The organism is Mesorhizobium sp. WSM4846 (assembly GCF_055811415.1).
This window is the reverse complement of sequence record NZ_JBVVPZ010000001.1, coordinates 282,510-309,057: the sequence shown is the minus strand read 5'-3', so window position 1 is coordinate 309,057 and position 26,548 is coordinate 282,510. Positions and strand designations below refer to the sequence as shown.

The window sequence follows — 26,548 nt, the reverse complement described above, 5'->3', positions numbered from 1 at the left end:
ACGTATCGGTACCTTGCCGATCTCATGGCCCGATCCGACCCAACAAACAATTATCCCAATGGTTGCGCCAAGTCACAGTATTTTTCGCATGACGGGGCCGCCGGCTCTGGGGTCAGTCCGTGCACGACACCCGCGGCTGAGAGCCCTGCCGGCGCTTTTTTTGGTCTGGACTTGGTCAGTCACGCTCAGATCTTCTGCTTGGTGCCCGCGCTCTTGCCGTCCGAGCTTTTCGAGCGCTCCTCGAAGCGGGCCCCGCCCTTCTTGAGCGGGCGTCCAGTATCCGCTTCGGTCTTGCGTTCGTCCTTCGCCGCAGCCTGCTTCAATCCCTTGGCCGCTTGCTTGCCCTTCGCTGTCGGTGCCTGTTCAACGCCCATCGTATCCTCCTCGGTCTCGCGCCAATTGCTGGCACGATCTCAAACGCCGCGGCAGCGCGGCGGTTCCGGCAGGACTGTCGGCCGCGTCAGCATCTTGGCCACCGTCGGCTGGGCGACGCCGAGCCGCGCCGCGATGTCGACCGGGCCTCGTTGCCGTTCTCGATCAGGTCGGCGACAAGCTGCATATAATCTTTGAGCAGCGCACGGCGCCGCGCTTCGCCGCGTCGGCTGAGGGTTTTCTCGACTATGCATTGAGTGAGCTCGTGGGGCTGCGCGACAATTCGGTCAATCGCGCTATCTTCTCACGCGACATGACCAGAATTGCCGACGCCAGAAAATTCTACGCGCGACTGATGGCTGCCAATGCAGGTTCGGCCGATCCGCGTCTCGAGGACGTGTTCGCCGCGGTGCCGCGCGAAGCTTTTCTCGGGCCCGGGCCGTGGACGGTCGTCGCCGGCAACGGCAAGGTAGAAACGCCGAGCGCCGATCCTGTTCACATCTATCAGAACGTGCTGGTGTCGCTCGACGCCGAAAAGGGCATCAACAATGGCGAGCCGTTCCTGCATGCCATGTGGTTCGGCAAGGTGGCGCCAAAACCCGGCGAGGCCGTCACTCATGTGGGCGCCGGCACCGGCTATTACACAGCTCTGCTGGCAAAACTGGTTTCGCCGGGCGGCGCAGTCACCGCTTTCGAACTGGATTCCAGTCTCGCCGAACGTGCGATCAAGAATCTCGAAGCCTACGGCAATGTGACCGCCATCCATGGCGATGCGGTCGTCGGCGGCCTGCCACCGTCCGACATCATCTATGTCAATGCCGGCGTTGCGGCACCCCCAGCCGAATGGCTGAAGGCGCTGAAGCCCGGCGGCCGCATGGTCTTTCCGTGGCGTCCGGCCGAGCGCATTGGCCTCGCGGTGATGGTGACACGCACGGATAAGGGGTTTGCCTGCGATCCGTTCATGCGATCATGGTTTATCCCTTGCATCGGCGCCTCGGCGGCCTCGACAAAAATCGACCGCGACAAGGCGGCACGCAGCCGAAAGATCTGGCTGACGGCCGACAAGGCACCGGACCGCACCGCCACCGCCGTCATCGGCGACGTCTGGTTCTCGTCGCAAAGTGTTGGCGGCAGGCGGTCGCAATGACGTCGCCGCGTCGAGGCGTCCCGTGCTTGCCGCTCGACATGCGCCGGAGCCCAGAAATTTTCCGGCCCTGTCGGACAGGCGTCCGCTCGCACGTCCTTTGGCCGAAATCCGGCGGCAACGGCTCGGATGATTAAAGGGAGAATCCAATGAGGAAGATCACCACTGCGACATTCGTCAGCCTCGACGGCGTCATGCAGGCGCCCGGTGGGCCGGAAGAAGACCCGGTCGGCGGCTTCGAATTCGGCGGCTGGACGTTCCATTACTGGGACGACGTGGGGGGCGCCTTTATTGGTGAGACCTTCGCAAAACCCTTCGCGCTGCTCCTCGGCCGCAAGACCTACGACATCTTCGCCGCGCACTGGCCGTACCAGAAAGACGATCCGATCGCCGATCGTTTCAACGCCGTCACCAAATATGTGGCCACCCACCGGCCCGACACGCTGTCCTGGCAAAACAGCCAGTCGCTTGGCGACGACGTCGTGGCCACACTGCGCCAGCTCAAGCAGGAGGACGGCCCCGACCTGCTCATCCAGGGTTCGAGCGAGTTGATCCAGACCTTGCTCGCCAACGACCTGATCGACGAGATCAGCCTGCTGACCTTCCCGCTGGTGCTGGGCAAGGGCAAGCGGCTGTTTGGCAGCGGCGCAATCCCGGCGGCATTCAAGCTGAACCACTCACAGACCGGCGTCATCATAGCGATCTATGAACGCGCCGGTGAGATCAAGACTGGATCCTTCGCCCAGCAACAGCCGTCCGAAGCCGAGATCGAGAGGCGCCGGACCTGGAAGTAATGTGGGTTACAGGACCTGGGTTCCTTGCTCGGCTAGATGTGAGTGGGGGAGGTCTGCCCGGCAGCGCGATGAGGACAGCGCCACGCTTCTGCGATCTTCCTTTACTCCGCCGGCATGGCTACCGCCCGGGCGGCCCGGTGGCCGGCCAGCATGACGCCAAGACCCAGGATCGGGAACACCGCTGCGACCAGGCCGAGATCAGCCGGCGCGCCATAGCGCAGCACCGCGCCGCCAACGACGGCGCCGAGCGCCACGCCGAGATAGAGCGCCGACCCGTTGAGCGACAGCACGATGGGCGCTGCATCGGGCGCCAGCCTGATGATGCGGCTGGCCTGCGCCGGCGGGAAGGCCCAGCCGACGATGCCCCACGGCACCATCATCGCCATCAGCGCCGGCCCGGCGATGCTGTGCGGCAGGAAGGCCGGGATGACCGAAAGCATCACCAGCATGACCGCACTCAGCGCCAGCGACCAGCTGACGGTGCGCGTCGCGCCGAAGCGGTCGGCTGCCTGCCCGCCGGCGATGTTGCCGATGACGGCGCCGACGCCGAAGGCAAGCAGCATGCCGGGCAGCGCGATCGGGCTCAAGCCGCCGCCTTCGATGGCTAGCGGCGCGACAAAGGCAAAGACAGTGAAGGCGCCGGTGAGCGCCAGCAGTGTGGTCAGCAGGATCGATGGCACGCCGGGGCGAAGTGTTGCCGCCAGCCGCTGCCTGAGCGGCAGCTTGGTGCCGACGATGCCGCGCGGCAGCCGGTACCACAGGATTGCGCCGGCCAGTGCGCCGAGCCCGGCGATGGCAAAGAACGTGCCGCGCCAGCCGGCAACGGTCGCGACAAGCGCGCCGAGCGGTGCGCCGACCGCCACCGCCACCGTAGTGCCGCCGACGACGACGGCAATGGCGCGGGCGCGGTGATGATCATCGACAAGCGCCACGGCCGTACCCTGCGCCGTCGCCGCAAACAGGCCGGACGACAGCGCCATGACGATGCGCGCGATCAGCAGCAGTTCGAAGGAGGAACTCAGCGCCGCCGCCAGGTTGCCCAGAACGAAAAACACCAGCGTCCACAAGATGACGCGCCGCCGGTCCCATTCGCCGGTCAGCGTCGCCAGGATCGGCGCGCCGAGCGCATAGGCGAGCGCGAAGGCGGTGATCAGCGTCCCGGCGAGCGGGACCGAGATGCCGGCATCCCCCGCGATGTCGGGCAGCAGGCTGGAGATGACGAAGCCTTCGGTCGCGATCGTGAATGATCCGAGCGCAAGCCAGATGAGGCGCTTGTCCATGAACTCTTCCTTAGTTCAAAAGTTATTGAACAATTGTACATAATGAGGCATGGTGTCAATGAGGCCACCCGAAAATAGCCGAACTCTGCTGACAGCTCTATGTTAGGACAAGGGGGCTGGAGGTGGAAACTGCTTGCATCCACCAGGAGGAGATGCGTTGAAATCGGCCCTGATTGCGCTTAGTTCTCCGGCATGACGCTGCCCCACCCAACCGCCGACCAGATCAGCCTGTCGAATGTGCTTGCCGTGCTCGGCGATCCCACCCGGCTGGCCATCGTGCGCTATCTCGCCAGCAAGGAAGGCGTGCCGCTGAATTGCAGCCAGTTCCTCAACCTCGGCTCAAAGACCAATCTCAGTTACCACCTGGCCAAATTGCGCGAGGCCGGCGTCACCCGCACCGAGGTCGTCGGCACCAGCCGGCTGATCACGCTGCGCCGCGACGATCTCAATGCCCGCTTTCCCGGCCTGCTCGATAGCGTCATTGCCGCGGCCGTCGACGACCCGGCACTGCCCGCGGTCGGCGCCTCCGAGATCGAAGTCCGCGCCTGAGGCCGTAACTCGCCCCCGGTGTAGCAGGCAGGGCAATCGCATTTTGGATTCTTACGAACGTGGACCCCCACCCTAACCCTCCCCACAAGGGGGAGGGAACGCCGCGCGGCGGACACGCCAACGTCACCGCTGAATGCCACGCCAAATTTTTGCAGAACTTGACGCACACAACCAACTATCAGCGCCAGCGGAAGTCTCCCTCCCCCTTGTGGGGAGAGTTAGGGGTGGGGGTACATCGTAGAGCGAAAGCCTCGGCTTTCCAGCTGCGATAGCCCTGGTGTAACAGAGGAGAGCAACCAAAGTCCTGCCAGGTCCGCCCTTCCCGACGCGTCATTCGTCGACCCAACGGAGCTTCCCATGCGCATTGCCGTTCTCGCCGATATCCACGGCAACATCCTCGCCCTGGACGCCGTGCTCGACAATCTGCGGCAGCGCGGTGGTGCTGACCTCATCGTCAATCTGGGCGATTGCGTCTCCGGCCCGCTCTGGCCGCGCGAAACCGTGGAACGGCTTGAAGCGCTCGCCCTGCCGACAGTGCGCGGCAACCACGACCGCCGCGTTGCCCGCGATACCGCGGATGAAGCCATGTGGCCGTCCGACCGCTATGCGCAGGAACGGCTGACATCGGTCCAGCGCGAGGCACTATTGGCCTTGCCGCTCGCGCTGGAGGTCGCCCCAACCGTGACCGCCTTTCATGCCCGACCCGACCATGACGAAAAATACCTGACCGATACGATGGCCGACGGCCGGCTGGTGCGCGCGCCGCTGGGCGCCATCAAGCGGCGGCTGGCCGCGCTCGATCCCGCTTGCCGCATCGTGCTGTGTGGCCACAGCCACCGCAGCGAACTGATCCGTATCCCCGACGGCCCGGTGGTCTTCAATCCGGGCAGCATCGGCTGCCCCGCTTATGGCGACGACACGCCACCGGCGCATGTCTCCGAGCAAGGCTCTCCGCATGCACGCTACGGCATCGTCGAATTGGGTGGGCCGGGCCGCTCCGACCGCTTCGAAGCCATCGCCGTCGACTATGACCATGAGGCGGCAGCGCGGCAGGCCGAACAGGCGGGACGGCCGGAATGGGCCTACGCGCTGCGCACCGGATTTATGTCCGACTGAACGCGCAACGCGTTCATGGCGGATTGAACGAGGGAACGAGTTCATACCCCAGGCTGAACGCAACGCGTTCATGCCGCCCGGCTGAGCTTGCGCATGCCGCGGACCGAACACCATTCCCCGGCCGCATTTTCCGGCTTACATAGCGCCATGTCGTCGCCTATAAAATCGTCCTGGAATGCGGTGGCGATTCGGTGCTTGGCCGCGCCTTCGGAAATGCTTCTATCGCCCACGGCCAAAATGATGAGGCGCACAGTTACGCTCCGAACGACGCTGCTGATTGCCGCCCCTCTCCTGCTGACGGCGCTGCTGCCGGCCAGGGCCGAGGAGGCGCCTTTCGTCTCCATCGTGACCGACCTCGCTCCGGGCGATCTCCTGAACGTCCGCGCCACGGCATCGGCGATGGGCAAGATCAAGGCTCGGCTGCCGAATGGCACGAGCGTCAACAATCTGGGCTGCAACGACGTCAATGGCTATCGTTGGTGCAAGGTCGCAGAAATTGACAACCCGCAACTGGCGGGATGGGCTCCCGCGCGCTACCTGAACCCCGAGAATCCGGCGGCAGTTGCGGAGGTGGATATCGAAGCGACCGGCGAAAGCACGGCCGCTGCAGCCGGCGACTCGAACCCGGCAACTGCAGATCAGCCACCTCCGGACCTGACGGCGCGCCTGGATGCGACCGGTCGCGAACCCACGATGACTGCCGTTGAGGCAATCGGCAGAGTGGCCATCGAGGATGCTTACCGCCTGGCGCTTTTTGCCAGCGAAAATCCTTCGGCCGGCGAGACGCAGGCGCCCGCGGCAGCGGACAAGCCCATCCGCAATCGCGCCGCCAATGCGGCGCCTCCGGCCAACGCGCAAACCGTTGCGCGGCTGCAGCCGCCAGGCAGGCCCGCGCCGGCCCTGGGTGCCCGCAACGAGATTCCTTGCGCGCGCCATGTCGGCCAGCCGATGACCAGTTGCAAGGCAGGCGTTGTCCACACGGGCGACAAAGCCGAGGTCACCGTGACCTGGCCCGATGGCGGCACCCGCGTCATCAGATTCCAGGCCGGTCGGCCCGCCGGCTCGAACGCATCAGGTGAATTCCGCTACACTCGCGAGGGCAGCCTGAACATGATCCGTGTCGGCGTTTCCGAACGCTTCGAGATTACGGATGAGTTGGCGCTGGGGGATGAGTGGCTAAGGGGAATAAGGCAGTAGTGCAGTAGGGCAATTTGTTTACTGCCCTACTGCCCTACTCCCCTACTCCCCTACTCCCCTACTCTCCGCATTTTAGGGGGTTACATCCGGCAAAACTCTTCCCTATAAGGCCCTCCTAGCCTGATACCAGAATCGCGAGCACAACCGGCCGGGTCTTCCCGTCCGGTTTTTCGTGCAAGCCGCCTGCCGAACGGACCCTCGATATGCCAAGACGCACCGACATCAAGTCGATCCTGATCATCGGGGCCGGCCCCATTGTCATCGGTCAGGCCTGCGAATTCGACTATTCCGGCACCCAGGCCTGCAAGGCGCTCAAGGAAGAGGGTTTTCGCGTCATCCTGGTCAATTCCAACCCGGCCACCATCATGACCGACCCGGAACTGGCCGACGCCACCTATATCGAGCCGATCACGCCGGAAGTGGTGGCCAAGATCATCGCCAAGGAGCGGCCGGACGCGCTGCTGCCGACCATGGGCGGCCAGACCGCGCTCAACACCGCCCTGTCGCTGCGCCGCATGGGCGTGCTCGAACGCTACAATGTCGAGATGATCGGTGCCGACGCCACGGCAATAGACAAGGCCGAGGACCGGGCGCTGTTTCGCGAGGCGATGAAGAAGATCGGCCTGGAAACGCCGAAATCGATGCTGGCCAACGCCACCGACGTCAAGAATGCCGACCGCAAGACGCACGAGGCCGAACGCGCCGCGCTGAAGGCCGAGAAGCCCGAAAACCTCGACGCCGCGCTCGACGCGCTCGAAACGCGCTGGAACCTCGGCGAGGGCGACCGCAAGCAGCGCTACATCAGCCATGGCATGGCGATCGCCGCACAGGCGCTCGACCATGTCGGCCTGCCCGCCATCATCCGCCCGTCCTTCACCATGGGCGGCACCGGCGGCGGCATCGCCTACAACCGCGCCGAATTCTACGAGATCGTCCAGTCCGGCCTCGACGCCTCGCCGACCACCGAAGTGCTGATCGAGGAAAGCGTGCTCGGCTGGAAGGAGTACGAGATGGAGGTTGTCCGCGACAAGGCCGACAACTGCATCATCGTCTGCTCGATCGAGAACATCGACCCGATGGGCGTGCACACCGGCGACTCGATCACCGTCGCCCCTGCCCTGACCTTGACCGACAAGGAGTACCAGATGATGCGCAACGCCTCGATCGCGGTGCTGCGCGAGATCGGCGTCGAGACCGGCGGTTCCAACGTCCAGTTCGCCGTCAACCCGGCCGACGGCCGCCTGGTGGTGATCGAGATGAACCCGCGCGTCTCGCGCTCGTCGGCTCTCGCCTCCAAGGCGACCGGCTTTCCGATCGCCAAGATCGCGGCAAAGCTCGCCGTCGGCTACACGCTGGACGAGCTGGAGAACGACATCACCGGCGGCGCAACGCCCGCCTCGTTCGAGCCGTCGATCGATTACGTCGTCACAAAAATCCCGCGCTTTGCCTTCGAGAAATTCCCCGGCGCCGAGCCGGTGCTGACCACCGCGATGAAGTCGGTCGGCGAGGTCATGGCCATCGGCCGCACTTTTCAGGAATCGCTGCAGAAGGCGCTGCGCGGACTGGAAACCGGCCTCACCGGCCTCGACGAGATCGAGATCCCCGGCATCGCGCACGGCGCAGCCAGCCACGCCGACGACCGCAACGCCATTCGCGCTGCCCTCGGCACGCCGACGCCCGACCGGCTGCGCATGGTGGCGCAGGCGATCCGCATGGGCACCTCTCTGGAAGACGTGCACGCCATGTGCAAGATCGACCCGTGGTTCCTCGAACAGATCGCCGGCATCCTCAACATGGAAGCCCGCATTCGCGAGCACGGCATTCCCGAAGACGCCGCCAATCTGCGCATGCTGAAGGCGATGGGTTTCTCCGATGCCCGCCTCGCGTCCCTGGTCAGGAAAGACGTCGAAGAGGTTCAAAAGATACGCGAAAAGCTCGACGTTCATCCGGTTTACAAGCGCATCGATACTTGCGCCGCCGAGTTCGCCTCGCCGACCGCCTACATGTACTCGACCTATGAGGTGCCCTTCGCCGGCGCGCTCGCCAACGAGGCGCAAGTCTCGTCGCGAAAAAAAGTCGTCATCCTCGGCGGCGGCCCGAACCGCATCGGCCAGGGCATCGAGTTCGACTATTGCTGCTGCCACGCCGCATTTGCGCTGCGCGACGCCGGCTTCGAGGCGATCATGGTCAACTGCAACCCGGAGACCGTGTCGACCGACTACGATACCTCGGACCGGCTCTATTTCGAGCCGCTGACGCCGGAGGACGTTTTAGAGATCCTGCGCGCCGAGCAGGCGTCGGGCGAGCTGGTCGGCGTCATCGTCCAATTCGGCGGCCAGACGCCGCTGAAGCTGGCGGATGCGTTGGAGAAGGCCGGCATCCCGATCCTCGGCACTTCGCCCGACATGATCGATCTCGCCGAAGACCGCGACCGCTTCCAGAAGTTGTTGCACAAGCTCGGCCTCAGCCAGCCGAAGAACGGCATCGCCTATTCGGTCGAGCAGGCCCGCCTCGTCGCCGGCGAGCTCGGCTTCCCGCTGGTGGTGCGCCCGTCCTATGTGCTCGGCGGCCGCGCCATGCAGATCATCCACGACGAGAGCATGCTGCAATCCTATCTGCTCGACACCGTGCCCGGCCTGGTGCCGGAGGACATCAAGCAGAAATACCCCAACGACAAGACAGGCCAGATCAACACACTGCTGGGCAAGAACCCGCTGCTGTTCGACACCTATCTCTCGGGCGCCATCGAGGTTGATGTCGACTGCCTGTGCGACGGCAAGTCGACCTTCGTCTCCGGCATATTGGAACACATCGAGGAGGCCGGCATCCATTCGGGCGACAGCGCCTGCTCGCTGCCGGTGCACTCGCTGCCGTCGGAGCTCGTCGACGAATTGGAGCGCCAGACGGCCGCACTTGCCCGCGCGCTCAATGTCGGCGGCCTGATGAACGTGCAGTACGCGATCAAGGACGGCACTGTCTATGTGCTCGAGGTCAACCCGCGCGCGTCGCGCACCGTGCCCTTCGTCGCCAAGACCATCGGCCGGCCCATCGCGAAAATTGCCGCCCGCATCATGGCCGGCGAGAGCCTGGAAGACGCCTTCGCCCATTACGGCGCCATGCCCGACCCCAGAAATCCCGGCCATATCGCGGTCAAGGAAGCAGTGTTCCCCTTCGCCCGCTTCCCCGGCGTCGACATATTGCTCGGGCCGGAAATGCGCTCGACCGGCGAGGTCATGGGCCTCGACCGCGACTTTGCGCTGGCTTTCGCCAAGAGCCAGTTGGGAGCGGGTGTTGATCTCCCCCGCGCCGGCACGCTGTTCGTCTCGGTGCGCGACGAGGACAAGAAGGGCATCCTGCCGGCGGTCAAGCGCCTCGCCGGCCAGGGTTTTAAAGTAATGGCCACCTCAGGCACCGCCCGCTTCCTCGCCGAGAACGGCGTCGCTGCCGAGAAAATAAACAAGGTGCTGGAAGGCCGCCCGCACATCGAGGACGCCATCCGCAACCGCCAGGTGCAGATCGTCTTCAACACCACGGACGGCCAGAAGGCGGTGTCGGACTCAAAATCGCTGCGCCGCGCCACGCTGATGCAGAAGGTGCCGTATTACACGACGCTCTCGGGGGCCGCTGCGGTGGCCGAGGCTATTGCGGCGCTGCGGGCGGGGAGCCTGGAAGTCAGGCCGCTCCAGGAGTATTTTGCCTGAAGCAATTAGCTGATCCCCCCAAGTGGGGAGATGGCCGGCAGGCCAGAGGGGGGCGCGTCCCGCCAACGCTGCGCACCGTGATCCGTCCAAAGCACGCTGTGCCGACGCCGCTCAGTTCAGAAATCCAATAAACCGCCCCGCGAACAGCACCGACGTCCACAGCACCAGCGACAGCAAAGCCAGGATGGTGACGGTCCCGCCGGCCGGCTCGTCGCCGCCTTTTGCGTGGCGCATGAAAATGAGAAAATTGGCGCCGGCGAGGAGTATGAGCGTCATCTTGGTGAGGAAAATCGGCCTCGCCGCATACTCGCTCGCCCTGATTGAAAAGAGCAGCGATCCCGTGATTAGTGCGCCGGCGAACGCGGCCAATGCGGTGCGGCGCAGCAGCGCGATGAACGCCGCCTGCGGCAGCGAGCGGAAGGCGCCCAAGATCCGGAGGTCCATGAGCCAGACGCTGGTCAGCAGCGCGCCGATCGACATGATGTGCAGCGCATTGACTATGGGATAGGCGATGAAGGAGGCCTTCAGCCCCCTTACGATGGCGAGTTGCTCGATGCCGGCGAGGAACTCGTCCATTCAAGCCGGCGGCACGCGGTCGGGATAGACGTCATAAGCCTTGCCGTTGACGATGACGCGGGCTGCTTTCATCCACTTCTCGGTCTCGTCGCGCGAGCGGTGGCCGATCGCGGTCACCTCGTCGCCGACCTTGGCGACTTCCTCGGTGAAGCCGGCGGCCATGGTGCGGGACGGCGGCGCCAAATCCACCCGCCAGGCCTCTCCGTCGGCGTCGACATCCAGCGTGGCGTGCGGATTGCCGATATAGATGGCTGTGATCTTGCCCCGGAGCTCAAAAAACCCATCCTGGGTCCAGGACCAGCCGTGATGGGCGTAAGCTGCGGTGCCAGCGGCAAGGATCACTGCCGCTGCCAGCGTGACGCTCCGAATCCCGTTGAAAGGTGACTGCATCGCTCGCCTCCTCGGCTCATCCCGCCAATCGAGACTAGGTCACGGCGCGGCAACGTCAAATCACATCGGTGCGAAGGCTCTGGGCGAAGCTATCGGTTGTCGATGTCGGCGCCGCCCCTCATCTGCCTGCCGGCATCTTCTCCCCGTCAAGAACGGGGAGAAGGGACCTAGCCGCAACGCTGGCACCCCCTCTCCCCGTCCTTCACGGGGAGAGGGTGAGGGTGAGGGGCAGCGCCAACCAGAAGCGATTGCCCCGCGGAATGAACGGTCCGGTCTTGCTTATGACATCCATGCACGCCATGTTCGGCCCCTACCCGCCGCCCTTCTTCTCCATTGAATGAAGGTCGGAGACTCACATCTGAACGAGGCACACCATGAGCAGTATGAGAGACCGTCAGGAAGGCTTCGAAAAGAAGTTTGCGATGGATGAGGACACGAAGTTCAGGGCCATGGCGCGCCGCAACAAGCTGCTTGGCCTATGGGCCGCCGAAAAGCTCGGCAAGTCAGGTGAGGACGCCGACGCCTATGCGAAAGAGGTGGTGCGCGCAGACTTCGAAGAGGCCGGGGACGACGACGTGTTGCGCAAAATACGCGCCGATTTCGACGCGGCGGGCGTCGCCCAGTCGGATGTTCAGATTCGCGGCGTCATGAACGACCTGCTGGCGACGGCGGTCGAGCAGATCAAAAACAGCTGAGAGAGCGCCAACTTAAAGCGCGACGCGACGCGCTTTACGCTCTCTTTTATGCGTTTCCCAAAACCGCTGCGCATCTCGGGTCAGGCCCGCGGGCATGCGTTTGGGTGACATGCATTAGCTGTGGGCTGCCACCAGATCCTTTAAGCGCTCTTCGTGCATCCGCAGCGTCGGTAGCATCTTCTTGGCGAATTCCTTCAGCGCCGGATCTTCGCCCGACTGCGCATAGGTTGAAAACAGCGCCAACGCCTGCTTGTGCGCCTCGGTCTGCAGGAGGATGAATTTCGCCTGGAATTCATCGCCATCGAGGTTCTTGAGCTGGTCGAGCATCGCCTGGTCTTTCGGCAGCAAAGCCGGGCCGCTCGCTGTCACCGAAGCCGTGATCTGGCTCTGTTCGAGAGCTGCCTTGAAATCCTCGCCAGCCTTGGTGTGATCCCTGATCATCTGCGAGGCGAAATCCTTCACATCGGCGGCGACATTCTTTTGTTCGGCCAGCTTGCTGGTTTCAATCTCGAACCGGTTGGCGCTGGGGACCGTTCTGGAGAAGGTCTCGGTGTCGATCTTGGTTTGGCCGACAGCAGGTATATCGGCCGGCGTGGCGGATTGGGCTAGGGCCGCTGGCGTGCCGGCAAGCAAGGCGACCATGGCAAGCGTGAGATTTGTTTTCACAGGAAATCTCCGGGTTTGTGATCCTCGGAGAGTCCAACGCGACACCAGCGGCGAAGTTGCGCCTTTCCTTCTCCCCTTTGCGGGAGAAGGTGGCCGAGCGAAGCTCGGTCGGATGAGGGGTGTTCCAGCTTGGCGGTACACTTGATGAGCAGCCATCAGCACAGAGACGGTGCACATTTGCCAACGCCTATTTCTTCCAGCACCCCTCATCCGTCTCGGCGCTATGCGCCGATCCACCTTCTCCCACAAGAGAAGGCAAGACCTCAGTGGCAGCACACGCCGTTATACTGCAGCTGCTCGTCCCAGTTCGGCCGGCCCTCCGGTGTGAAATCCATCAGGTTCCACAAGGGCTCGCAAGTGCCGATGGCGCGCGGGTCCTGACCGGGTTCGGACGGCGCGAAGCCAAGCTCCGAGCTCCAGAAATGCCGGATGCCATTGGCGTCGCGATGGAACACCGACAGCATCGGAAGTTGCGCGCCGTCGTCGGCCTCGGCGTGGTAGTCGCGCTTGAAGCTGTTGCCGGCCGAGGAGAGCAGCCGCATGTTCGTCCAGCCGCGATCGCGGCCAAGCGTGATCAGGTTTTCAAGCGCGGTCTTGCCCACAACGGCAAAATTGAAGCCGGCGGCCTCGAGATGGCCGATGGCGCCGTCGAACTGGTCGAGCAGCGCCGTGCAGGACGGGCATGGCTGGTCGGCCCGCGCGAGCTTGGCAGTGCCGCCGCTTGTCGCCACGTCGCGCGTCTCCTGCGGGTGGCGCGGAAACATCATCGAGTAGACGATCAGCGTGTCCTTGCCGGGTGAAAACAGCTCCGACAGTTTTATGCGGGCCGGCTTGCCGTCGGCGCCAGGCCCGTCGAACACATAATCCTGAGGCACCAGCCCGCCCGGCGGCAGTGCACGGCGGGCGACGGCCACATCCTCCATGGCGCGGCGCAGCTCGATTTCCTTTTGCAGCAGCGTTTCGCGGGCGGCGCGATATTCAGCGGATTCGTTGGGAAAGGTGATCATCGTCGTCTCCATCAGCCGTGCTTGTGGCGGCGCGCTCCCTACGCGGCAGCGCACCTTGCCTCTCAAGGACGCATGGCGAGGCAGGGTTCCGACATTTTGCACGCCTGGCCCGGCGATAAGGCCTTAACGGCTCCGCCTTCGCCAGCGACAGAGGCTACTGCGGCGGCACTGGGCAGCTCGTATCGCCCTCCTGGCAGTTGAGATAGCCCTGAAAATCCTTCAGCCGGTCGTTGGTGAGGCTCTCCTTGCAGCCGGCGATAACCATCGGATACATGCTGCCTGCCATATCGGGCGGGCCGCCCTGGAAAGCGCATTCGGCGTCGCGAAAGGCGACCCAGGCGCGCTGCGCGCCGACCAGCAGCTTCTTCGTCGCCGCGTCGTCCTTCAGCCTGCCCTCGATCTGCCTGTAGGCGTGGTTGAGCTTCTTGTCGGCTTCGGTGAACGACTTGCCGGCGCATTTGTTCATGGTCGCCTGGTCCTGTGCGTCGGCGCATTCGTCGGCACGCGCGACGCCCGCAAGAAGCGGAAGGGCGAGGATCACCAGACCCGTTTTGGCCAGACTGGTTTTGGCCAGACCCGGTTTGAAAAGTAAAAGCCGCATCGTGTTTCTCCGGTTTCGGTCGAGACCCCGCCCGCGGCACGAAAGCCGCAGGATCGCAGCTTAACTTCCGAACGGTTGCCGGCAAGATGCAGCCTGCCGCCTTGGTGGACACTTCGTTTCCGCACAATGCTCGCTGATCGGCTTCGCCAACCGCAGCTCACCCCGCCCAGTCGACTTCGAACATCCCCAGCCGCTCGTAAAGCCTGACGGCGGCAGCATTCTCAAACGTGTTGGTTTTGAGATCGACATGCGCAGCGCCGCGTGCGTGAAAGGTGGTGAAGACGTGCCACATCAGCGCTTCGGCGATGCCTCGGCCGCGCGCCTCGGGGTGGACGGCAAGGTCTTTGACGAACGCCCTCGTCCAGCACAATGCCGCGCCTGCCAGCCGACCCTTGCTGTCGATGACCAGGAAACACAAGGCAGGGTCGAATTCCGCGTCGCTTGAAATACGCGGCCACCATTCGTCGAACGGCCCGTCGGCGCCATCGTCGAAGACGGTGGTCAGCAGCGTATGCAAAGCCAGCGCGTCGGCGGCCTCAAAACCGCGCATGACGAAACCTTCCGGCCAGCGCGGCGGGGCGAGCGTGTCGTCGAGGATCTTGCGCAGCCTTATGTCGTTCGGCGCCGGCGGGCGCGGCTCAGGCATGGCGTTCAGGCGTCGGGCTGCAGGCGACGCCGACTGCGGTCGCGGCCCAGGCCGGTTTGTTCCAGCATGCCCTTGCGCTTGGCGTCGTAATAATAGCCGCTCTGGTAGAGCCGGTCGGCGCGCTTGGCGTTGCCGCCGGCCACCAGCCAGGCGCCACGCAGATATTTCACCGCATATTTCAGATTGGTCTCGGCGTCGAACAACCCGCTCGCCGGCCCGTCATAGCCCATGCCGCGCGCCGTCGCATGCTTGATCTGCATCAGCCCCCAGTGGCCGCGATTGTAGGCCTTGGGATTGAAGGTGCTCTCGCGCTTGACGACGCGGCGCACCAGATCGACCGGAACTTGATAGAGGAGGGCATATTTCTCGATCAGCCGCTCGATCTCGCCGCGCGGTCCCGCGGAATACTGTTTGGCAGGGCTGGTCGAAAGCAGGGCGGACGGATTCTCAGGCAGGGTGTAGGCGACCTGCTGGACGCCGGGCATCGTCTTGCCTGTCTCGCCGGTGACCGGCATCGCAACGGCGGCGGTAGCATAGACAGGCGCTGTGCCGGCTGGCGCGGCATCGGCCGTCATGGCTGCAGGCGCAGTTGCGGCCAACGGGGTCGGGCCGGCAAAGGCCGCTGGCTGGACAGGCGTCGCGGCGGGATCGACGGCCAGCGCCGCGGTCTGGACGGGCGTGACGCCGGACGATTCCGGCAGCACCGAAACCGTGTCGGGCAGCGCCAGCGCATAGCCGGCATCGCTACCAGCTGCGGCGGTTTCAGTCAGGGAAGGCACGGCCTTGGTCTGCGCGGTCGAAGTGCAGCCGCTGAGACCGGCCGCAGCGAGCATCACGCCGATCGCGGGAAAGATGATTTTTGCTGGCAAGCCGCGCTCGGGTCCGGTTCGTCTGTTAAGAAGTCCTTACACCACGGCCTTTCCCCCGGCAATCCGCAGCCAGTTGGGATTTCCAATGGTTTTCGGGTGGCAACAGACCCCTGAAAATGCGATATCCGTTCTCGATATGTACTGGATTGCCATTCGTTCCTTCGGAAAGGAGCACATCATGGAAGGCACCTCTCAAGCCATCGCCGGTCACGCCGTCTTCGAAACCGCGATCGGCTTCATCGGCATCGCCTGGAGCGAGGCCGGGCTGACGAGGCTTTGCCTGCCCCAGCGCAGCCGCGACGCCGTGGAACGGCGGCTGCTGCGCCATGCCGGCAACGCCGCTTCGAGCGCCCGACCGCAATGGGTTGCCGAGCTGATCGCGTCGATAAAGGCCTATGCCGCCGGCGAGGACGTGGATTTCTCCGGTGTGCCGGTCGATCTCACCGGTGTCGACGATTTCCGCCTCGCCATCTACGACGCGGCGCGCAAGCTCGTCTATGGCGAGACCACCACCTATGGCGAACTGGCCAGGCGCGCCGGCCATGCCGGGCTGGCGCGAGAGACAGGCGCTGCGCTCGGCGCCAACCCGGTGCCGCTGGTCATTCCTTGCCATCGCATTCTTGCCGCCGGCGGCAAGATCGGCGGTTTTTCAGCGCCAGGCGGCTCGACCACCAAGGAGAAGATGCTGGCGATGGAAGGCGTGCGCGTCGGTCCGCCGCCGCCGGCGCAGGTCTCTTTTGGATTTTGAGGCCGGCATTGCTAGTCCGGAAAGATGCGTCGGCGGAAATGCCGGTCTGTTTCCACGCGCTTGCACTTGTAGACGATGCAGGAGTTGGTATCGGCGCTCGGCACCGTAGCCCGTGCCCTGACCTCGCCCATGTTGCAGAAACTCTGGCTCCGCACATAACGGTCGTAGAGCGGCAGCCCCGGCGTGCGTGTCGACTGATAACGCAGGATGACGGCGCCTTCGCGTGCGATCGTCGCGCGCACCGTGCCGCAGCTCATGCGGCTCGGGTCATAGCGCGAGATCGCCTGCGCCTGGGCGGCGACCAGCGTCAGGCAGGCGGCAAACAGGACAGTTTTCATGGTCCTCTCCCCAAACAGGACCGGACGCTCGGAGGCGGCACGATCCCTTCCCGCAGCGTGCGCCATAGGCCATGCGACCCGGCAACGCCCGACGCTGCAACGCTTTCACGCGATTGGGACGGCCATTGGGCAGCGCCGCATCAGCACCTTTTTTCGTGCAGTCTTGTTTTTTGCGGAGAAGCGGACTATATGGGGTCCATTGATATTTCGGCCGATCGATCCGGGCCTCGCGATATTCGCGTTTGCTGACGTCTATCTCCAAAATCTCGATACAAACCGGCTGGACTTCGGTTCAGTCAAGCTAAAGCAAACGTATAAGGACTATCGAAATGGCAACAGGTACGGTCAAGTGGTTTAATTCCACCAAGGGTTTCGGCTTCATCCAGCCTGACAGCGGCGGCGCGGACGTTTTCGTCCACATCTCCGCAGTCGAGCGCGCTGGGCTGTCGACCCTGGTCGAAGGCCAGAAGATCAACTTCGAGATCGAGCAGGACCGCCGCACTGGCAAGTCGTCCGCTGGATCTCTGAGCAAGGCAGCCTGATTTTGCGAATGGCGCGCGCCGGGCGATAGCTCGGGGCGCGCGGCAAGTCACGGATGTACTGACGGTCGCGCGAGAAGCGCGCCGGAGCGGAAAGAACCCGACAAGCCGAAGCAGCAGATTGCTGCCGGCCCGGCCAAAGCGCTCCCGATCAGGCTACCAAGCATGGGAAGGCGGGATTTTGTCCCGCCTTTTTGCTGTCCGGATTTTAGACACCGACAATTGGCGAAACCGGCGCTGCGGCGTCCTTCTCCCCGTCACTATACGGGGAGAAGTGCCCGGCAGGGCGATGAGGGGCACCGCGACGCATCAGGATTAGCTACCCATCGCAGAGCCAAGCACGACATTGCGATAGAGGCTGGCGCCGCCCCTCATCTGGCTGCCGCCATCTTCTCCCCGTATAGAGACGGGGAGAAGGACGCTTTGTCCGAACCTTTCGCCAATCGCCAATCTTGCTCAGGAGAATCGGCGAGCAGCATCTTCGATGGATAACTACCCCAGCCACTCCATCGGCACATGCCCAGGATCAGTCTCGACCCGTTTCAGCCAGGCCGCCACCGCCGGGTAGGCGTCGAACTGAAAACCGCCCATCTCGGCCGTATGCGTATAGGCGTAGAGCGCGATGTCGGCGACGCTCAAGGCCTCGCCGGCAAAGAACGCACTGTCCGCCAGATGCTTGTTCATCACGCCGAGCGCCTTGTTGCCGCGCTCCAGCGTAACCGCCAGCCGTTCCGGCGTCGCGTCCTTGGCCCGTTCGGGAAAGGTCAGCAGCGCCTTGCGCACCGCGATATAAGGTTCGTGGCTGTACTGCTCGAAGAACAGCCATTGATAGGCCAGTGCCCGCTCGTATCTGTCGGCCGGCAGCAACCGCGTGCCTTCGGCGAGATAGAGCAGAATGGCGTTGGATTCGGCAAGCCGCCGGCCGTCGTCGAGCTCGAGCAGCGGCACCATGGCGTTCGGGTTCTTGGCGACATAGTCTGGCTTGCGCGTGTCGCCGGTGTGCGAGCTGACCTCGACATTGGTGAAAGCGATGCCGAGCTTGGCCATCAACAGACGCGGCTTGTAGCAATTGCCGCTGTCGATCATTCCATAGAGTATGGTCATTCTTGCTCCCATCGCCGCTCCCCTCGGCGGAGCCGCCTTTATCGGCAATTATCCTGGCAGCGACGGCTTCATCCAGTGATTTGTTTTGGCGCAACCATCAGCGCCGGTGATGGATCACCCAAACAACGGCACGACGTTGTTGGCCATGCCAAGCAGCCTGTCGATGGGCAGCGGCTCCTCGTCGAAGACCGTGCCGGCCAGCGCCGGCCGGGCAAGGTAAAATCCTTGCATCAGGTCAACGCCGCCGTCCAGCGCGACGCGCAGATGCGTGGCTTGCTCGATGCCTTCGACCAGCACTTTGGCGCCGCGGTCATGCAGCGCGGAGACCAGCGGCCGGAAAAACCGTTCGGCGGCGGCATGGCGGCAGAATTCCGCGAACCAAGTGCCGTCGATCTTGACGATGTCGGGCTGGACAAGAGCGACCCGTTCTTCCGTCGAATGCCCGGTGCCGAAATCGTCGATGGCGATGCGGATGCCGTCACGCCGCATCTCGCGCGCCAGGCTGACGAGCACCTTGTCTTCAGCCGCCTGCTCGGTGATCTCGCAGACCAGCATGCCGGGGTGGAGGTCGAACTCGGCGAGACGCCTGGTCATCAGCCTGATTTCTGCCAGCGCTCGCCCGGGGTCATCATTGATCAGCGGATTGTAGTTGAAGAACAGGTCGAGCCCGCCGACGCCGATGTTGCGGAAATTCCTGAGATGCAGTACCCGGCACATCGTCTCGACGAACAGGCGATCCGCCACGGGGATGCCCTCGAAGAATACGCGCGGCGCGACCGGCCTGCCGGCGCGGTGCGGCTCGATCAGGCCTTCGACGGCGACGGCCTTCAAAAACCTGCCGCGCGGCGCAAAGATCGGCTGGTAGGCGCTCCTCAGCCGGAACGCGCCATAGACGCCATATTCGATCCCGACTTCGTCGGCAAAGATTGCCTCGCCGACATTGCGCCGCCTGTCGGGCCGCCTGGTCATGGCACCACCTTGCGCCCGAAAGCCCGTTTCGGCCGCGGCGAAGGCGAGACGGTCGCAGGCGCCGCGCCGGCGTCAGGCGCCGTCACCGGCATCTGCCTTTCCTTGCCGAAGACTTGGCTTTCGTTGCCGAAGACTTGGCTCTCCTTGCCGAAGACGTGAAAGCTGGTTGGTGCAAGCTCCGGGCGCGCCAGCGCGAATCCCTGCACCATCGAGGCTCCCGATTTCTCGGCCAGTTCAAGCTGCCAGCCCTCCTCGATGCCCTCGAACACGGTGCGGATGCCTTGTTGTTCGAAACTTGCCACCATGGCGGTCAGCAGCGCGAAGCCGGCGCCGGACTCCATCAGTTGCATGATCCAGTTGGCGTCGAATTTCACGATGTCAGGCCTAAGCTCCTTGATCCGGTTGATATCGGACTCTTCGGCGCCGTAGTCGTCGACGGCGATGCGAAACCCGTTGGCCCTGAGCGCCTCGACGAAATTGTAGAGCGTTTCCTGCGACGCCGACTTTTGCTCGGTCACCTCGCAGACGACGCGGTTCGCATCGATCCCGGCCTCATGCAGCACCAGCCGCATGTCGCGCAGCGCGCTGTCGGCGATGCTGCGATCGGTGAACACCGACGGATCGAAGTTGATGAAAATGAATGCCTCCTGCGGCAGGCAGGCGCCGGCGTTCAAAAGGTGCAGCGTCCTTGTCAGCGCCTCGATATGCAGGCGGTCGACCGTCGGACAGGCGTTGAAAAAAGTCACCGGCGTCTGCGGCTCGGCGTCGCGGAACGGCCGGATCAGGCCCTCGAATCCGGTGATGGACAATTTGCCGTTGCTGAAGGCAAAAATCGGCTGGAACGCGCTTTGCAGCGTATAATTGCCCCAGACACCGCTGGCGGTGCCGTCATCGTGGCGGACGATATGGGCAAGCCCGATGCTGCGCGACACGGTTCCTCCCGTTGCGAGACTGGTGGAATGGGTCGTGATCCAGCCGACCGGAGTTTTACCGCGTGTAAGTGAATTTATTGTTGCCGGATTTGCCGGGGATTTGAGGTCTGGCTCATCCGACAATGCTTGCGCTTGGCGGGATGATGCGACATGAGAGACGCCGCGGTCGGACTCACCGCCAAGCCTACAAGGAGACAACGCCGTCATGGCCTTTCTTGCCGACGCCCTTTCCCGCGTAAAGCCTTCCGCGACCATCGCAGTGACGCAGAAAGCGCGCGAGCTGAAAAACGCCGGCCGTGACGTGATCGGGCTGGGTGCCGGCGAACCGGACTTCGACACGCCGGACAATATCAAGAACGCTGCGATCGAGGCCATCCGCCGCGGCGAAACGAAATATCCTCCGGTGTCCGGCATCGTGCCGCTGCGCGAGGCAATCGCCCAAAAATTCAAGCGAGAGAACAATCTCGATTACCGGCCGGAGCAGACCATCGTCGGCACCGGCGGCAAGCAGATCCTGTTCAATGCCTTCATGGCGACGCTGAACCCCGGCGACGAGGTCATCATTCCGAGGCCGTACTGGGTCAGCTATCCCGAGATGGTAGCGATCTGCGGCGGCACCCCGGCATTTGCCGACACCTCCATCGACAACGGCTTCAAGCTGACGGCGGCGGCGTTGCAAAAGGCGATCACGCCGCGCACCAAATGGCTGTTGATGAACTCACCGTCGAACCCGTCGGGCGCCGCCTACAGCGAGGCTGAATTGCGCGCTCTGGCCGACGTGCTGCTCGAACACCCCAATGTCTGGGTGCTGACCGACGACATGTACGAGCACCTGATCTACGGCGATTTCGTCTTCACGACCATCGCCGAGGTCGAGCCGAAGCTTTATGAGCGCACCCTGACCATGAACGGCGTGTCGAAGGCCTATGCGATGACCGGCTGGCGCATCGGCTATGCGGCCGGGCCGGTGGCGCTTATCAAGGCGATGGACATGATCCAGGGCCAGCAGACCTCCGGCGCCTGCACCATTGCCCAGTGGGCATCGGTGGAGGCGCTGAACGGTCCGCAGGATTTCATTGCGAAAAACAAGGCGATTTTCCAGGCTCGGCGCGATCTCGTCGTGTCGATGCTCAATCAGGCGCGCGGCATCACATGTCCGTCTCCCGAAGGTGCTTTCTACGTCTATCCGTCCTGCTCCCAGTTGATCGGCAAGAAGACCAAAGCCGGCAAGCTGATCGACAGCGACGAAGCCTTCTGCTCGGAACTGCTCGAGGCCGAGGGCGTGGCGGTCGTGTTCGGTTCGGCATTCGGCCTCGGCCCGAACTTCCGCATCTCCTATGCCACGTCGGAGGCGTTGCTCGAAGAGGCCTGCGCCCGCATCCAGCGCTTCACCGCCTCGCTGACCTGATCAAGCGCATCTCGAACACCAAACCCGGCTCGCAATCGGGTTTTGGCGGTCGGCGCCAGTCTCATCCCTGGCGACTGTGATTGGTTTCGCGCGCCGAACGAGCCTCGGCCGGCGCCAGAATAGCGGCCACAAACCCGGCCGTGACGAACGAAACGATGGCGGCCGTCAGCATCGCCGCATGGAAGCCCCCGGCATAGGCGGCTGCGAACAGATCGCGCAGGCCGTCCTTGCCCATAGCCGCATCGGCTGCGAAATCGTGCCTTGAAACCGCGGCGCGGGCCACCGCTCCGGCATTGGCGACACCGGCATTTTCAAGATGCGCCGTCAGCAGGGCTGTTGCCCGCATGCTCATCAAGGCGCCGAGCAGGGCGATGCCGATGGCGGTGCCGCCCTGGCGGGTTGCGTTGATCACCGCCGACACCACGCCCGAACGCTCGCGCGGCGCAAACGACATCGCGGCAGCGCTGCCGGTCGGGATGGACAGCGCGTTGCCGAGACCGCCGACGGCAAACAGCAGGCCGATCGTCACATAGGGTGTCGAGGGTCCAACCCAGCACATGCCCAGCATGGAAAAACCGCTCGCAAGATAGCCCGATGTCATCAGCGCCGAGTGTCCGTAGCGCTGACTGAGCCTGCCGATCGCCGGCGACACGACCATTTGGACGAGGAACAGCGGTGCCATGTGCAGGCCGGTCTGTGTCGGCGACCAGCCCTGTGCCTGCTGCAGGAACATCGAATAGAGGAAGACGCTGGTGTAGGAGGTGAGGCCGAGCGCGAACGAGGCGACATTGGCGACGGCGAAGCGAACGTCGCGGAACAGGCCAAGCGGCAGCATCGGCCGCGGCGTGCGTGCCTCGAAGACAAGGAATGCCACTAGGCCGGCGAAGCCGACGACAAGGGCGATAACAGCCTCTCGATCGCCCCAACCGTTTTCGCCCGCCGAGATCAGACCGAAGGTCAGCGCGCCCAGCCACAGAATGCTGAGTGCCAGGCCGACAAGATCGAGATGGGCATGCTCGGGGTGTGAAGTCTCTACGATCGAAGCCGCACCGAGCGCGATCGTGGCCAGGCCGAGCGGCAGGTTGATCAGGAAAATGCTCTGCCATCCGGCGGTTTCGACCAGGATGCCGCCGACGACCGGGCCGGTGAGCAGCGAGACGGCTGCGAACGACGCCCAGCCTCCGATAACGCCGGCACGCTCGCGACCGTCGGGAAACGCCTGCGTCAGAATCGACAGCGCACCCGGAATGATCAGCGATCCGGCTATCCCTTGCACCACCCGGCCCACCAGCAGCACCGACAGGTTGGGCGCGATTGCACATATGGCAGACCCAGCCACGAAGATGCCGATGCCTGCCAGCCAGGAGCGCTTGCGCCCGTAGCGGTCGCCGATCAGGCCTGCCGACAGCATGAAGGCCGACAGGCAAAGCGTGTAGGCGTCGATCACCCATTGCAGCCCGGCGAAATCGATGCCGAGCGCAATCTGGATCGTCGGCAGGGCGACGTTGACGATGCTGATGTCGAGCAGTGCGACGAATGTGCCGAGATAGACTGCGGCAACAAGAGGCAAGCGACGGTTCGACATGAAACCCAAACCTAAGCGTGGAAATCACCTACAATGATCAGACGCGACCAATGATCAGACGAGACGCGCTTTTAGGTCCGATCAACGCCGCCATACTGCTCGTCGGTCACCTTCTCCAGCCAGTCGGCATGGACGCCGTCGAGCGCCTCCTGCATGGCGATATGGGCCATCGCCGATTTTGGACCGGCGCCGTGCCAATGCTTTTCGTCAGGCGCAAACGAGATGACGTCGCCGGCCCTGATTGCCTGTATCGGCTCGCCCCAGCTTTGCGCCAGGCCGGCGCCTGACACGACATAGAGCGTCTGGCCCAGCGGATGCGTATGCCAGTGGGTACGCGAGCCGGGCTCGAAACCGACCATGACGGCGCGTAGCCGCGCCGGCGCTTCCTTCTCGATGATCGGCGTCTGCCACACGCGGCCGGTGAAGTACTTTTCCGGCGCAATGACGGTCGGCACGCTGCCGCAAGCAATGATCTTCATCGTCGCAAAGTCCTCAAGCTGATGGCGGATCGGTCGGCGACGACCGTTCCTTTTTGTCGCAGGAAGCGGCACTTTCATCCGATAACCATCATGGCGCAACCGCTTTTGCGGCTGTTCGGCGACGGACCCTGTCACGGCATTGACGGAAAGCCCAGGCCCGCATTCGACGGCTTCGCCGATCATGGCTCAACATCCGCGACATCAGGCGATCCTGGTCTCAAATCACTTGCCCTCCCGCCTAACCCGTGGGACGATGCCTTTGGGTAGGCGGCAAACTGAAAAAGCCCCGCCCGCGACGGTCGACAGGCCGGCCGCCGCTCCCAGGGAAACGCCTGAGTGGAGGTCAGTCATGGGAAATCGCGCCGGAGGACGACGCACGGGACCGAAATGCATTGCCATAGTCGGTCCCTTTGCAAGCGGTAAGACGACACTTCTCGAAGCCATATTGGCCCGCACGGGCGCCATCCCCCGCCAGAATCCGGTCTCCTCGGGAAACACAGTTTCCGATCATTCGCCCGAGGCACGCGCCCACGCTATGAGCGTTGAGGCGACGTTTGCCACCACCGACTTCATGGGCGAGCAACTCACCTTCGTCGATTGTCCCGGCTCCATAGAATTCTCCTTCGAAGCCGAACCGGTTCTGGCCGCCTGCGACCTCGCCGTGGTCGTCGCCGAAGCCGACGAGAAGAAGATCCCTGCCCTGCAACTGATCATGCGCAAGCTCGACGATCTCGGCGTGCCGCGCATCATGTTCCTCAATAAAGTCGACAAGGCGATATCAGGCGTGCGCGACACGCTGAAGATGTTGCAGCCGGCGAGCTCGGTGCCTTTGCTGCTGCGCCAGATTCCCCTGCGCAAGGACGGCGTGGTGATCGGCTCGATCGATCTGGCGCTGGAGCGCGCCTACATCTATCGCGAATATGCCGAAAGCGAAGTCGCCCAGATTCCCAGCGACGACAAGGCGCGCGAGCTCGAAGCGCGCTTTTCCATGCTGGAGACGCTCGCCGACCATGATGATCAACTGATGGAGCAGCTGCTCGACGAAATCGAGCCGCCCAAGGACGCTATCTTCGACGACCTGGCCGCCGACTTGCGCGATGGTGCCGTGACGCCGGTGCTGATCGGCACCGCCGAGAAGGGCAATGGTGTGCTGCGGCTGCTAAAAACGATCCGCCACGACGCGCCCGATGTTGAAGCAACACACAAGCGCCTCGACGCACCTGACGGCAATGCGACCGTGGTCCAGGTGATGAAGACCATCCACACCGCGCATGGCGGCAAGCTGTCGATCTCGCGCATCCTGTCCGGCCAGCTTGCCGACGCCTCCGAGCTCTTCCTTTCGAACGGCGCGACGGCAAAGGTCTCCGGCATCTACAGAATGCTCGGCAAGGACCAGACCAAGCTCACCTCGGCCCCGGCCGGCGACACGGTCGCGCTCGGCAAGATGGACGAGGTCACGACCGGTCAGGCCTTGAGCTCGGTCAAGGGCGGCATCAAGCCCTTGGTCACGCTGACGCCGCCGCAACCGGTCTTTGCCTTTGCGTTGCGACCGAAGGAACGCAAGGACGAGGTCAAGATGTCGGCCGCCATCCAGCGCCTTGCCGAGGAAGATCCCTCGCTCAGCGTGCGCCACAATCAGGATTCGGCTGAAACCGTGCTGTCGGGCCATGGCGAAATGCATCTGCGTGTCGTGCGCGAGCGGCTGGAGGGCAAGAACCAGATTCCGGTCGAAGGCCATCCGCCGGCTGTGCCTTACCGCGAGACGATCCGCAAAGCGGCGCAGCAGCGTGGCCGTCACAAGAAGCAGTCGGGCGGCCATGGCCAGTTCGGCGACGTGGTGATTGAGATCAAGCCGCTGCCGCGCGGCTCCGGTTTCCAGTTCACCGACACCATCACCGGCGGCGCCGTGCCGAAAACCTATATCCAGTCGGTCGAGGCCGGCGTACGCGATTATCTGAAATCGGGCCCGCTCGGCTTTCCTGTGGTCGACGTCGCCGTCAACCTGTCCGACGGCTCCTATCATTCCGTCGATTCGTCGGACATGGCCTTCCAGATGGCGGCAAAGCTGGCGATGAAGGAAGGCATGGCCGCCTGCTCGCCGGTGCTGCTTGAACCGATCATGAAGGTGGAAATCGTCACGCCGTCCGACGCAACATCGAGAATCATCGCCCTGATCCCGCAGCGGCGCGGCCAAATCCTCGGCTATGATGCGCGGCCCGGCTGGCCGGGATGGGATGTCGTCGAGGCGACCATGCCGCAGGCCGAGATCGGCGATCTGATCATCGAGCTGCGTTCGGCCACCGCGGGCGTGGCCAGCTATCGTGCCAGCTTCGACCATATGGCCGAACTCACCGGCCGCCTGGCCGATGAGGCGTTGAACGCCAATGGCAAGGCCGCCTGACACTGGAACTTGGCGACAGTCAGGCTGCAGAACACAAGGAAACGGCGTCCGGACATGATCCGGACGCCGTTCTCTTGCGGACCGTCTTCGTGGGAGGCGAAATGGCAGGTCCGCCGCACATGCCGCCAATGCTTGACAGCCTCAGCGGAAGAATAGTTCGGACGCGGTAGCCGCCTGAGCCCGGATCGTCCGAGTGATGCCCCCATCTCCCGCACGAACCACACCGCGTCCTATGATCTGCTTAGTCGATGCTGCGCGCCCGCGACATGTTACCTGAGGTTACATGTCACTGTTACATGACAATTTCGGTCGGCTTTGCGTCAGCGCCGGCAGGGTTCGGGATACAAAAAAGCCGGATCAACGAAGATCCGGCTGAGTTTGATTGGAAGTGCCTGTTAAGGCTAACCTCCAGAGGGGAACACTCGAGGGCGCTAATGGGAGG

At 63.7% G+C, this 26,548-nt stretch carries 26 protein-coding genes and 1 pseudogene; 11 read left to right on the top strand and 16 right to left on the bottom strand.

What is annotated here, in order from left to right:
• Nucleotides 1-185: 185 nt before the first annotated feature.
• Both AC0L15_RS01520 and AC0L15_RS01515 read right to left on the bottom strand, forming a co-directional pair.
• Entirely contained in the window at nucleotides 186-374 is a 189-nt protein-coding gene (locus AC0L15_RS01520; protein ID WP_023799765.1) for a hypothetical protein, read from the bottom strand.
• Nucleotides 375-455: 81 nt separating this feature from the next.
• Nucleotides 456-592, bottom strand: a pseudogene (locus AC0L15_RS01515) (manganese-binding transcriptional regulator MntR); the annotation flags it as partial.
• Nucleotides 593-685: 93 nt separating this feature from the next.
• Here AC0L15_RS01515 and AC0L15_RS01510 point away from each other — a divergent pair.
• Nucleotides 686-1,519, top strand: a complete 834-nt coding sequence (locus tag AC0L15_RS01510) for a protein-L-isoaspartate O-methyltransferase family protein (RefSeq protein ID WP_287067725.1) — start codon at nucleotides 686-688, stop codon at nucleotides 1,517-1,519.
• A 146-nt stretch (nucleotides 1,520-1,665) separates the two neighbouring features.
• The gene (locus AC0L15_RS01505; protein WP_473495822.1) at nucleotides 1,666-2,310 is read left to right on the top strand and encodes a dihydrofolate reductase family protein; all 645 of its coding nucleotides are present in this window, start codon (nucleotides 1,666-1,668) and stop codon (nucleotides 2,308-2,310) included.
• 101 nt (nucleotides 2,311-2,411) lie between these two features.
• Here AC0L15_RS01505 and AC0L15_RS01500 read toward each other — a convergent pair whose 3' ends face one another.
• A complete protein-coding gene (locus AC0L15_RS01500; protein WP_287195912.1) occupies nucleotides 2,412-3,590 on the bottom strand; it encodes an MFS transporter in 1,179 nt (392 codons plus the stop codon).
• A gap of 192 nt (nucleotides 3,591-3,782) precedes the next feature.
• On the opposite strand from AC0L15_RS01500, the gene AC0L15_RS01495 reads away from it, so the two are divergent.
• From AC0L15_RS01495 to carB, 4 genes are all read left to right on the top strand, one after another.
• Nucleotides 3,783-4,139 carry an ArsR/SmtB family transcription factor gene (locus tag AC0L15_RS01495; protein ID WP_287067720.1) on the top strand — a complete coding sequence of 119 codons (357 nt, stop codon included), beginning with the start codon at nucleotides 3,783-3,785 and terminating at the stop codon, nucleotides 4,137-4,139.
• Between the two features lie 357 nt (nucleotides 4,140-4,496).
• Nucleotides 4,497-5,255, top strand: coding sequence for a metallophosphoesterase family protein (locus tag AC0L15_RS01490; protein ID WP_287246459.1), 759 nt, complete (start codon nucleotides 4,497-4,499; stop codon nucleotides 5,253-5,255).
• Nucleotides 5,256-5,348: 93 nt separating this feature from the next.
• On the top strand, nucleotides 5,349-6,452 hold the full coding sequence (locus tag AC0L15_RS01485; RefSeq protein WP_473495821.1) for an SH3 domain-containing protein: 1,104 nt from the start codon (nucleotides 5,349-5,351) through the stop codon (nucleotides 6,450-6,452).
• A gap of 203 nt (nucleotides 6,453-6,655) precedes the next feature.
• Nucleotides 6,656-10,153 (top strand): carbamoyl-phosphate synthase large subunit, encoded by a 3,498-nt coding sequence (carB, locus tag AC0L15_RS01480; protein ID WP_023799773.1) that lies wholly within the window; start codon nucleotides 6,656-6,658, stop codon nucleotides 10,151-10,153.
• Nucleotides 10,154-10,264: 111 nt separating this feature from the next.
• On the opposite strand, the gene AC0L15_RS01475 is transcribed toward carB, so the two are convergent.
• Together AC0L15_RS01475 and AC0L15_RS01470 are read right to left on the bottom strand one after the other, a co-directional pair.
• Nucleotides 10,265-10,729, bottom strand: a complete 465-nt coding sequence (locus AC0L15_RS01475; protein WP_287064133.1) for a hypothetical protein — start codon at nucleotides 10,727-10,729, stop codon at nucleotides 10,265-10,267.
• On the bottom strand, nucleotides 10,730-11,119 hold the full coding sequence (locus tag AC0L15_RS01470) for a DUF6152 family protein (protein WP_023799775.1): 390 nt from the start codon (nucleotides 11,117-11,119) through the stop codon (nucleotides 10,730-10,732).
• Between the two features lie 374 nt (nucleotides 11,120-11,493).
• Between AC0L15_RS01470 and AC0L15_RS01465 the strand changes: the two genes are divergently transcribed.
• The gene (locus AC0L15_RS01465; RefSeq protein WP_031255188.1) at nucleotides 11,494-11,814 is read left to right on the top strand and encodes a DUF1476 domain-containing protein; all 321 of its coding nucleotides are present in this window, start codon (nucleotides 11,494-11,496) and stop codon (nucleotides 11,812-11,814) included.
• 114 nt (nucleotides 11,815-11,928) lie between these two features.
• Here the strand turns inward: AC0L15_RS01465 and AC0L15_RS01460 are convergent, their stop codons facing one another.
• The 5 genes from AC0L15_RS01460 to AC0L15_RS01440 form a co-directional block, all read right to left on the bottom strand.
• A complete protein-coding gene (locus AC0L15_RS01460; protein WP_287239973.1) occupies nucleotides 11,929-12,480 on the bottom strand; it encodes a DUF4142 domain-containing protein in 552 nt (183 codons plus the stop codon).
• Nucleotides 12,481-12,743: 263 nt separating this feature from the next.
• Nucleotides 12,744-13,487, bottom strand: a complete 744-nt coding sequence (locus AC0L15_RS01455; RefSeq protein WP_287239974.1) for a DUF899 family protein — start codon at nucleotides 13,485-13,487, stop codon at nucleotides 12,744-12,746.
• A 154-nt stretch (nucleotides 13,488-13,641) separates the two neighbouring features.
• On the bottom strand, nucleotides 13,642-14,088 hold the full coding sequence (locus AC0L15_RS01450; RefSeq protein WP_287246458.1) for a lysozyme inhibitor LprI family protein: 447 nt from the start codon (nucleotides 14,086-14,088) through the stop codon (nucleotides 13,642-13,644).
• A gap of 157 nt (nucleotides 14,089-14,245) precedes the next feature.
• Nucleotides 14,246-14,734, bottom strand: a complete 489-nt coding sequence (locus tag AC0L15_RS01445) for a GNAT family N-acetyltransferase (protein ID WP_287246457.1) — start codon at nucleotides 14,732-14,734, stop codon at nucleotides 14,246-14,248.
• A 5-nt stretch (nucleotides 14,735-14,739) separates the two neighbouring features.
• The gene (locus AC0L15_RS01440; protein ID WP_473495820.1) at nucleotides 14,740-15,603 is read right to left on the bottom strand and encodes a transglycosylase SLT domain-containing protein; all 864 of its coding nucleotides are present in this window, start codon (nucleotides 15,601-15,603) and stop codon (nucleotides 14,740-14,742) included.
• Nucleotides 15,604-15,781: 178 nt separating this feature from the next.
• On the opposite strand from AC0L15_RS01440, the gene AC0L15_RS01435 reads away from it, so the two are divergent.
• Nucleotides 15,782-16,351, top strand: coding sequence for a methylated-DNA--[protein]-cysteine S-methyltransferase (locus AC0L15_RS01435; RefSeq protein WP_287246455.1), 570 nt, complete (start codon nucleotides 15,782-15,784; stop codon nucleotides 16,349-16,351).
• 11 nt (nucleotides 16,352-16,362) lie between these two features.
• Here AC0L15_RS01435 and AC0L15_RS01430 read toward each other — a convergent pair whose 3' ends face one another.
• Complete coding sequence (locus AC0L15_RS01430; protein ID WP_287064137.1) at nucleotides 16,363-16,689, bottom strand: hypothetical protein; 327 nt, start codon at nucleotides 16,687-16,689, stop codon at nucleotides 16,363-16,365.
• A 329-nt stretch (nucleotides 16,690-17,018) separates the two neighbouring features.
• Between AC0L15_RS01430 and AC0L15_RS01425 the strand changes: the two genes are divergently transcribed.
• Entirely contained in the window at nucleotides 17,019-17,231 is a 213-nt protein-coding gene (locus AC0L15_RS01425; RefSeq protein ID WP_023678332.1) for a cold-shock protein, read from the top strand.
• A 489-nt stretch (nucleotides 17,232-17,720) separates the two neighbouring features.
• On the opposite strand, the gene AC0L15_RS01420 is transcribed toward AC0L15_RS01425, so the two are convergent.
• The 3 genes from AC0L15_RS01420 to AC0L15_RS01410 form a co-directional block, all read right to left on the bottom strand.
• Entirely contained in the window at nucleotides 17,721-18,332 is a 612-nt protein-coding gene (locus tag AC0L15_RS01420) for a glutathione S-transferase family protein (RefSeq protein ID WP_287246454.1), read from the bottom strand.
• Between the two features lie 114 nt (nucleotides 18,333-18,446).
• Nucleotides 18,447-19,301 carry an EAL domain-containing protein gene (locus tag AC0L15_RS01415; protein ID WP_023799788.1) on the bottom strand — a complete coding sequence of 285 codons (855 nt, stop codon included), beginning with the start codon at nucleotides 19,299-19,301 and terminating at the stop codon, nucleotides 18,447-18,449.
• Nucleotides 19,298-20,233: an EAL domain-containing protein gene (locus tag AC0L15_RS01410; protein WP_287064140.1), complete on the bottom strand. Its 936-nt coding sequence runs from the start codon at nucleotides 20,231-20,233 to the stop codon at nucleotides 19,298-19,300. The genes AC0L15_RS01415 and AC0L15_RS01410 overlap by 4 nt, the downstream gene beginning before the upstream one ends.
• 205 nt (nucleotides 20,234-20,438) lie before the next feature.
• Between AC0L15_RS01410 and AC0L15_RS01405 the strand changes: the two genes are divergently transcribed.
• Complete coding sequence (locus AC0L15_RS01405) at nucleotides 20,439-21,641, top strand: pyridoxal phosphate-dependent aminotransferase (RefSeq protein WP_023799790.1); 1,203 nt, start codon at nucleotides 20,439-20,441, stop codon at nucleotides 21,639-21,641.
• A gap of 61 nt (nucleotides 21,642-21,702) precedes the next feature.
• On the opposite strand, the gene AC0L15_RS01400 is transcribed toward AC0L15_RS01405, so the two are convergent.
• Both AC0L15_RS01400 and AC0L15_RS01395 read right to left on the bottom strand, forming a co-directional pair.
• Complete coding sequence (locus AC0L15_RS01400) at nucleotides 21,703-23,226, bottom strand: DHA2 family efflux MFS transporter permease subunit (protein WP_287246453.1); 1,524 nt, start codon at nucleotides 23,224-23,226, stop codon at nucleotides 21,703-21,705.
• 71 nt (nucleotides 23,227-23,297) lie between these two features.
• Entirely contained in the window at nucleotides 23,298-23,705 is a 408-nt protein-coding gene (locus tag AC0L15_RS01395) for a (R)-mandelonitrile lyase (protein WP_287246613.1), read from the bottom strand.
• 349 nt (nucleotides 23,706-24,054) lie between these two features.
• On the opposite strand from AC0L15_RS01395, the gene AC0L15_RS01390 reads away from it, so the two are divergent.
• A complete protein-coding gene (locus AC0L15_RS01390) occupies nucleotides 24,055-26,106 on the top strand; it encodes an elongation factor G (protein WP_287246452.1) in 2,052 nt (683 codons plus the stop codon).
• Nucleotides 26,107-26,548 lie beyond the last annotated feature (442 nt).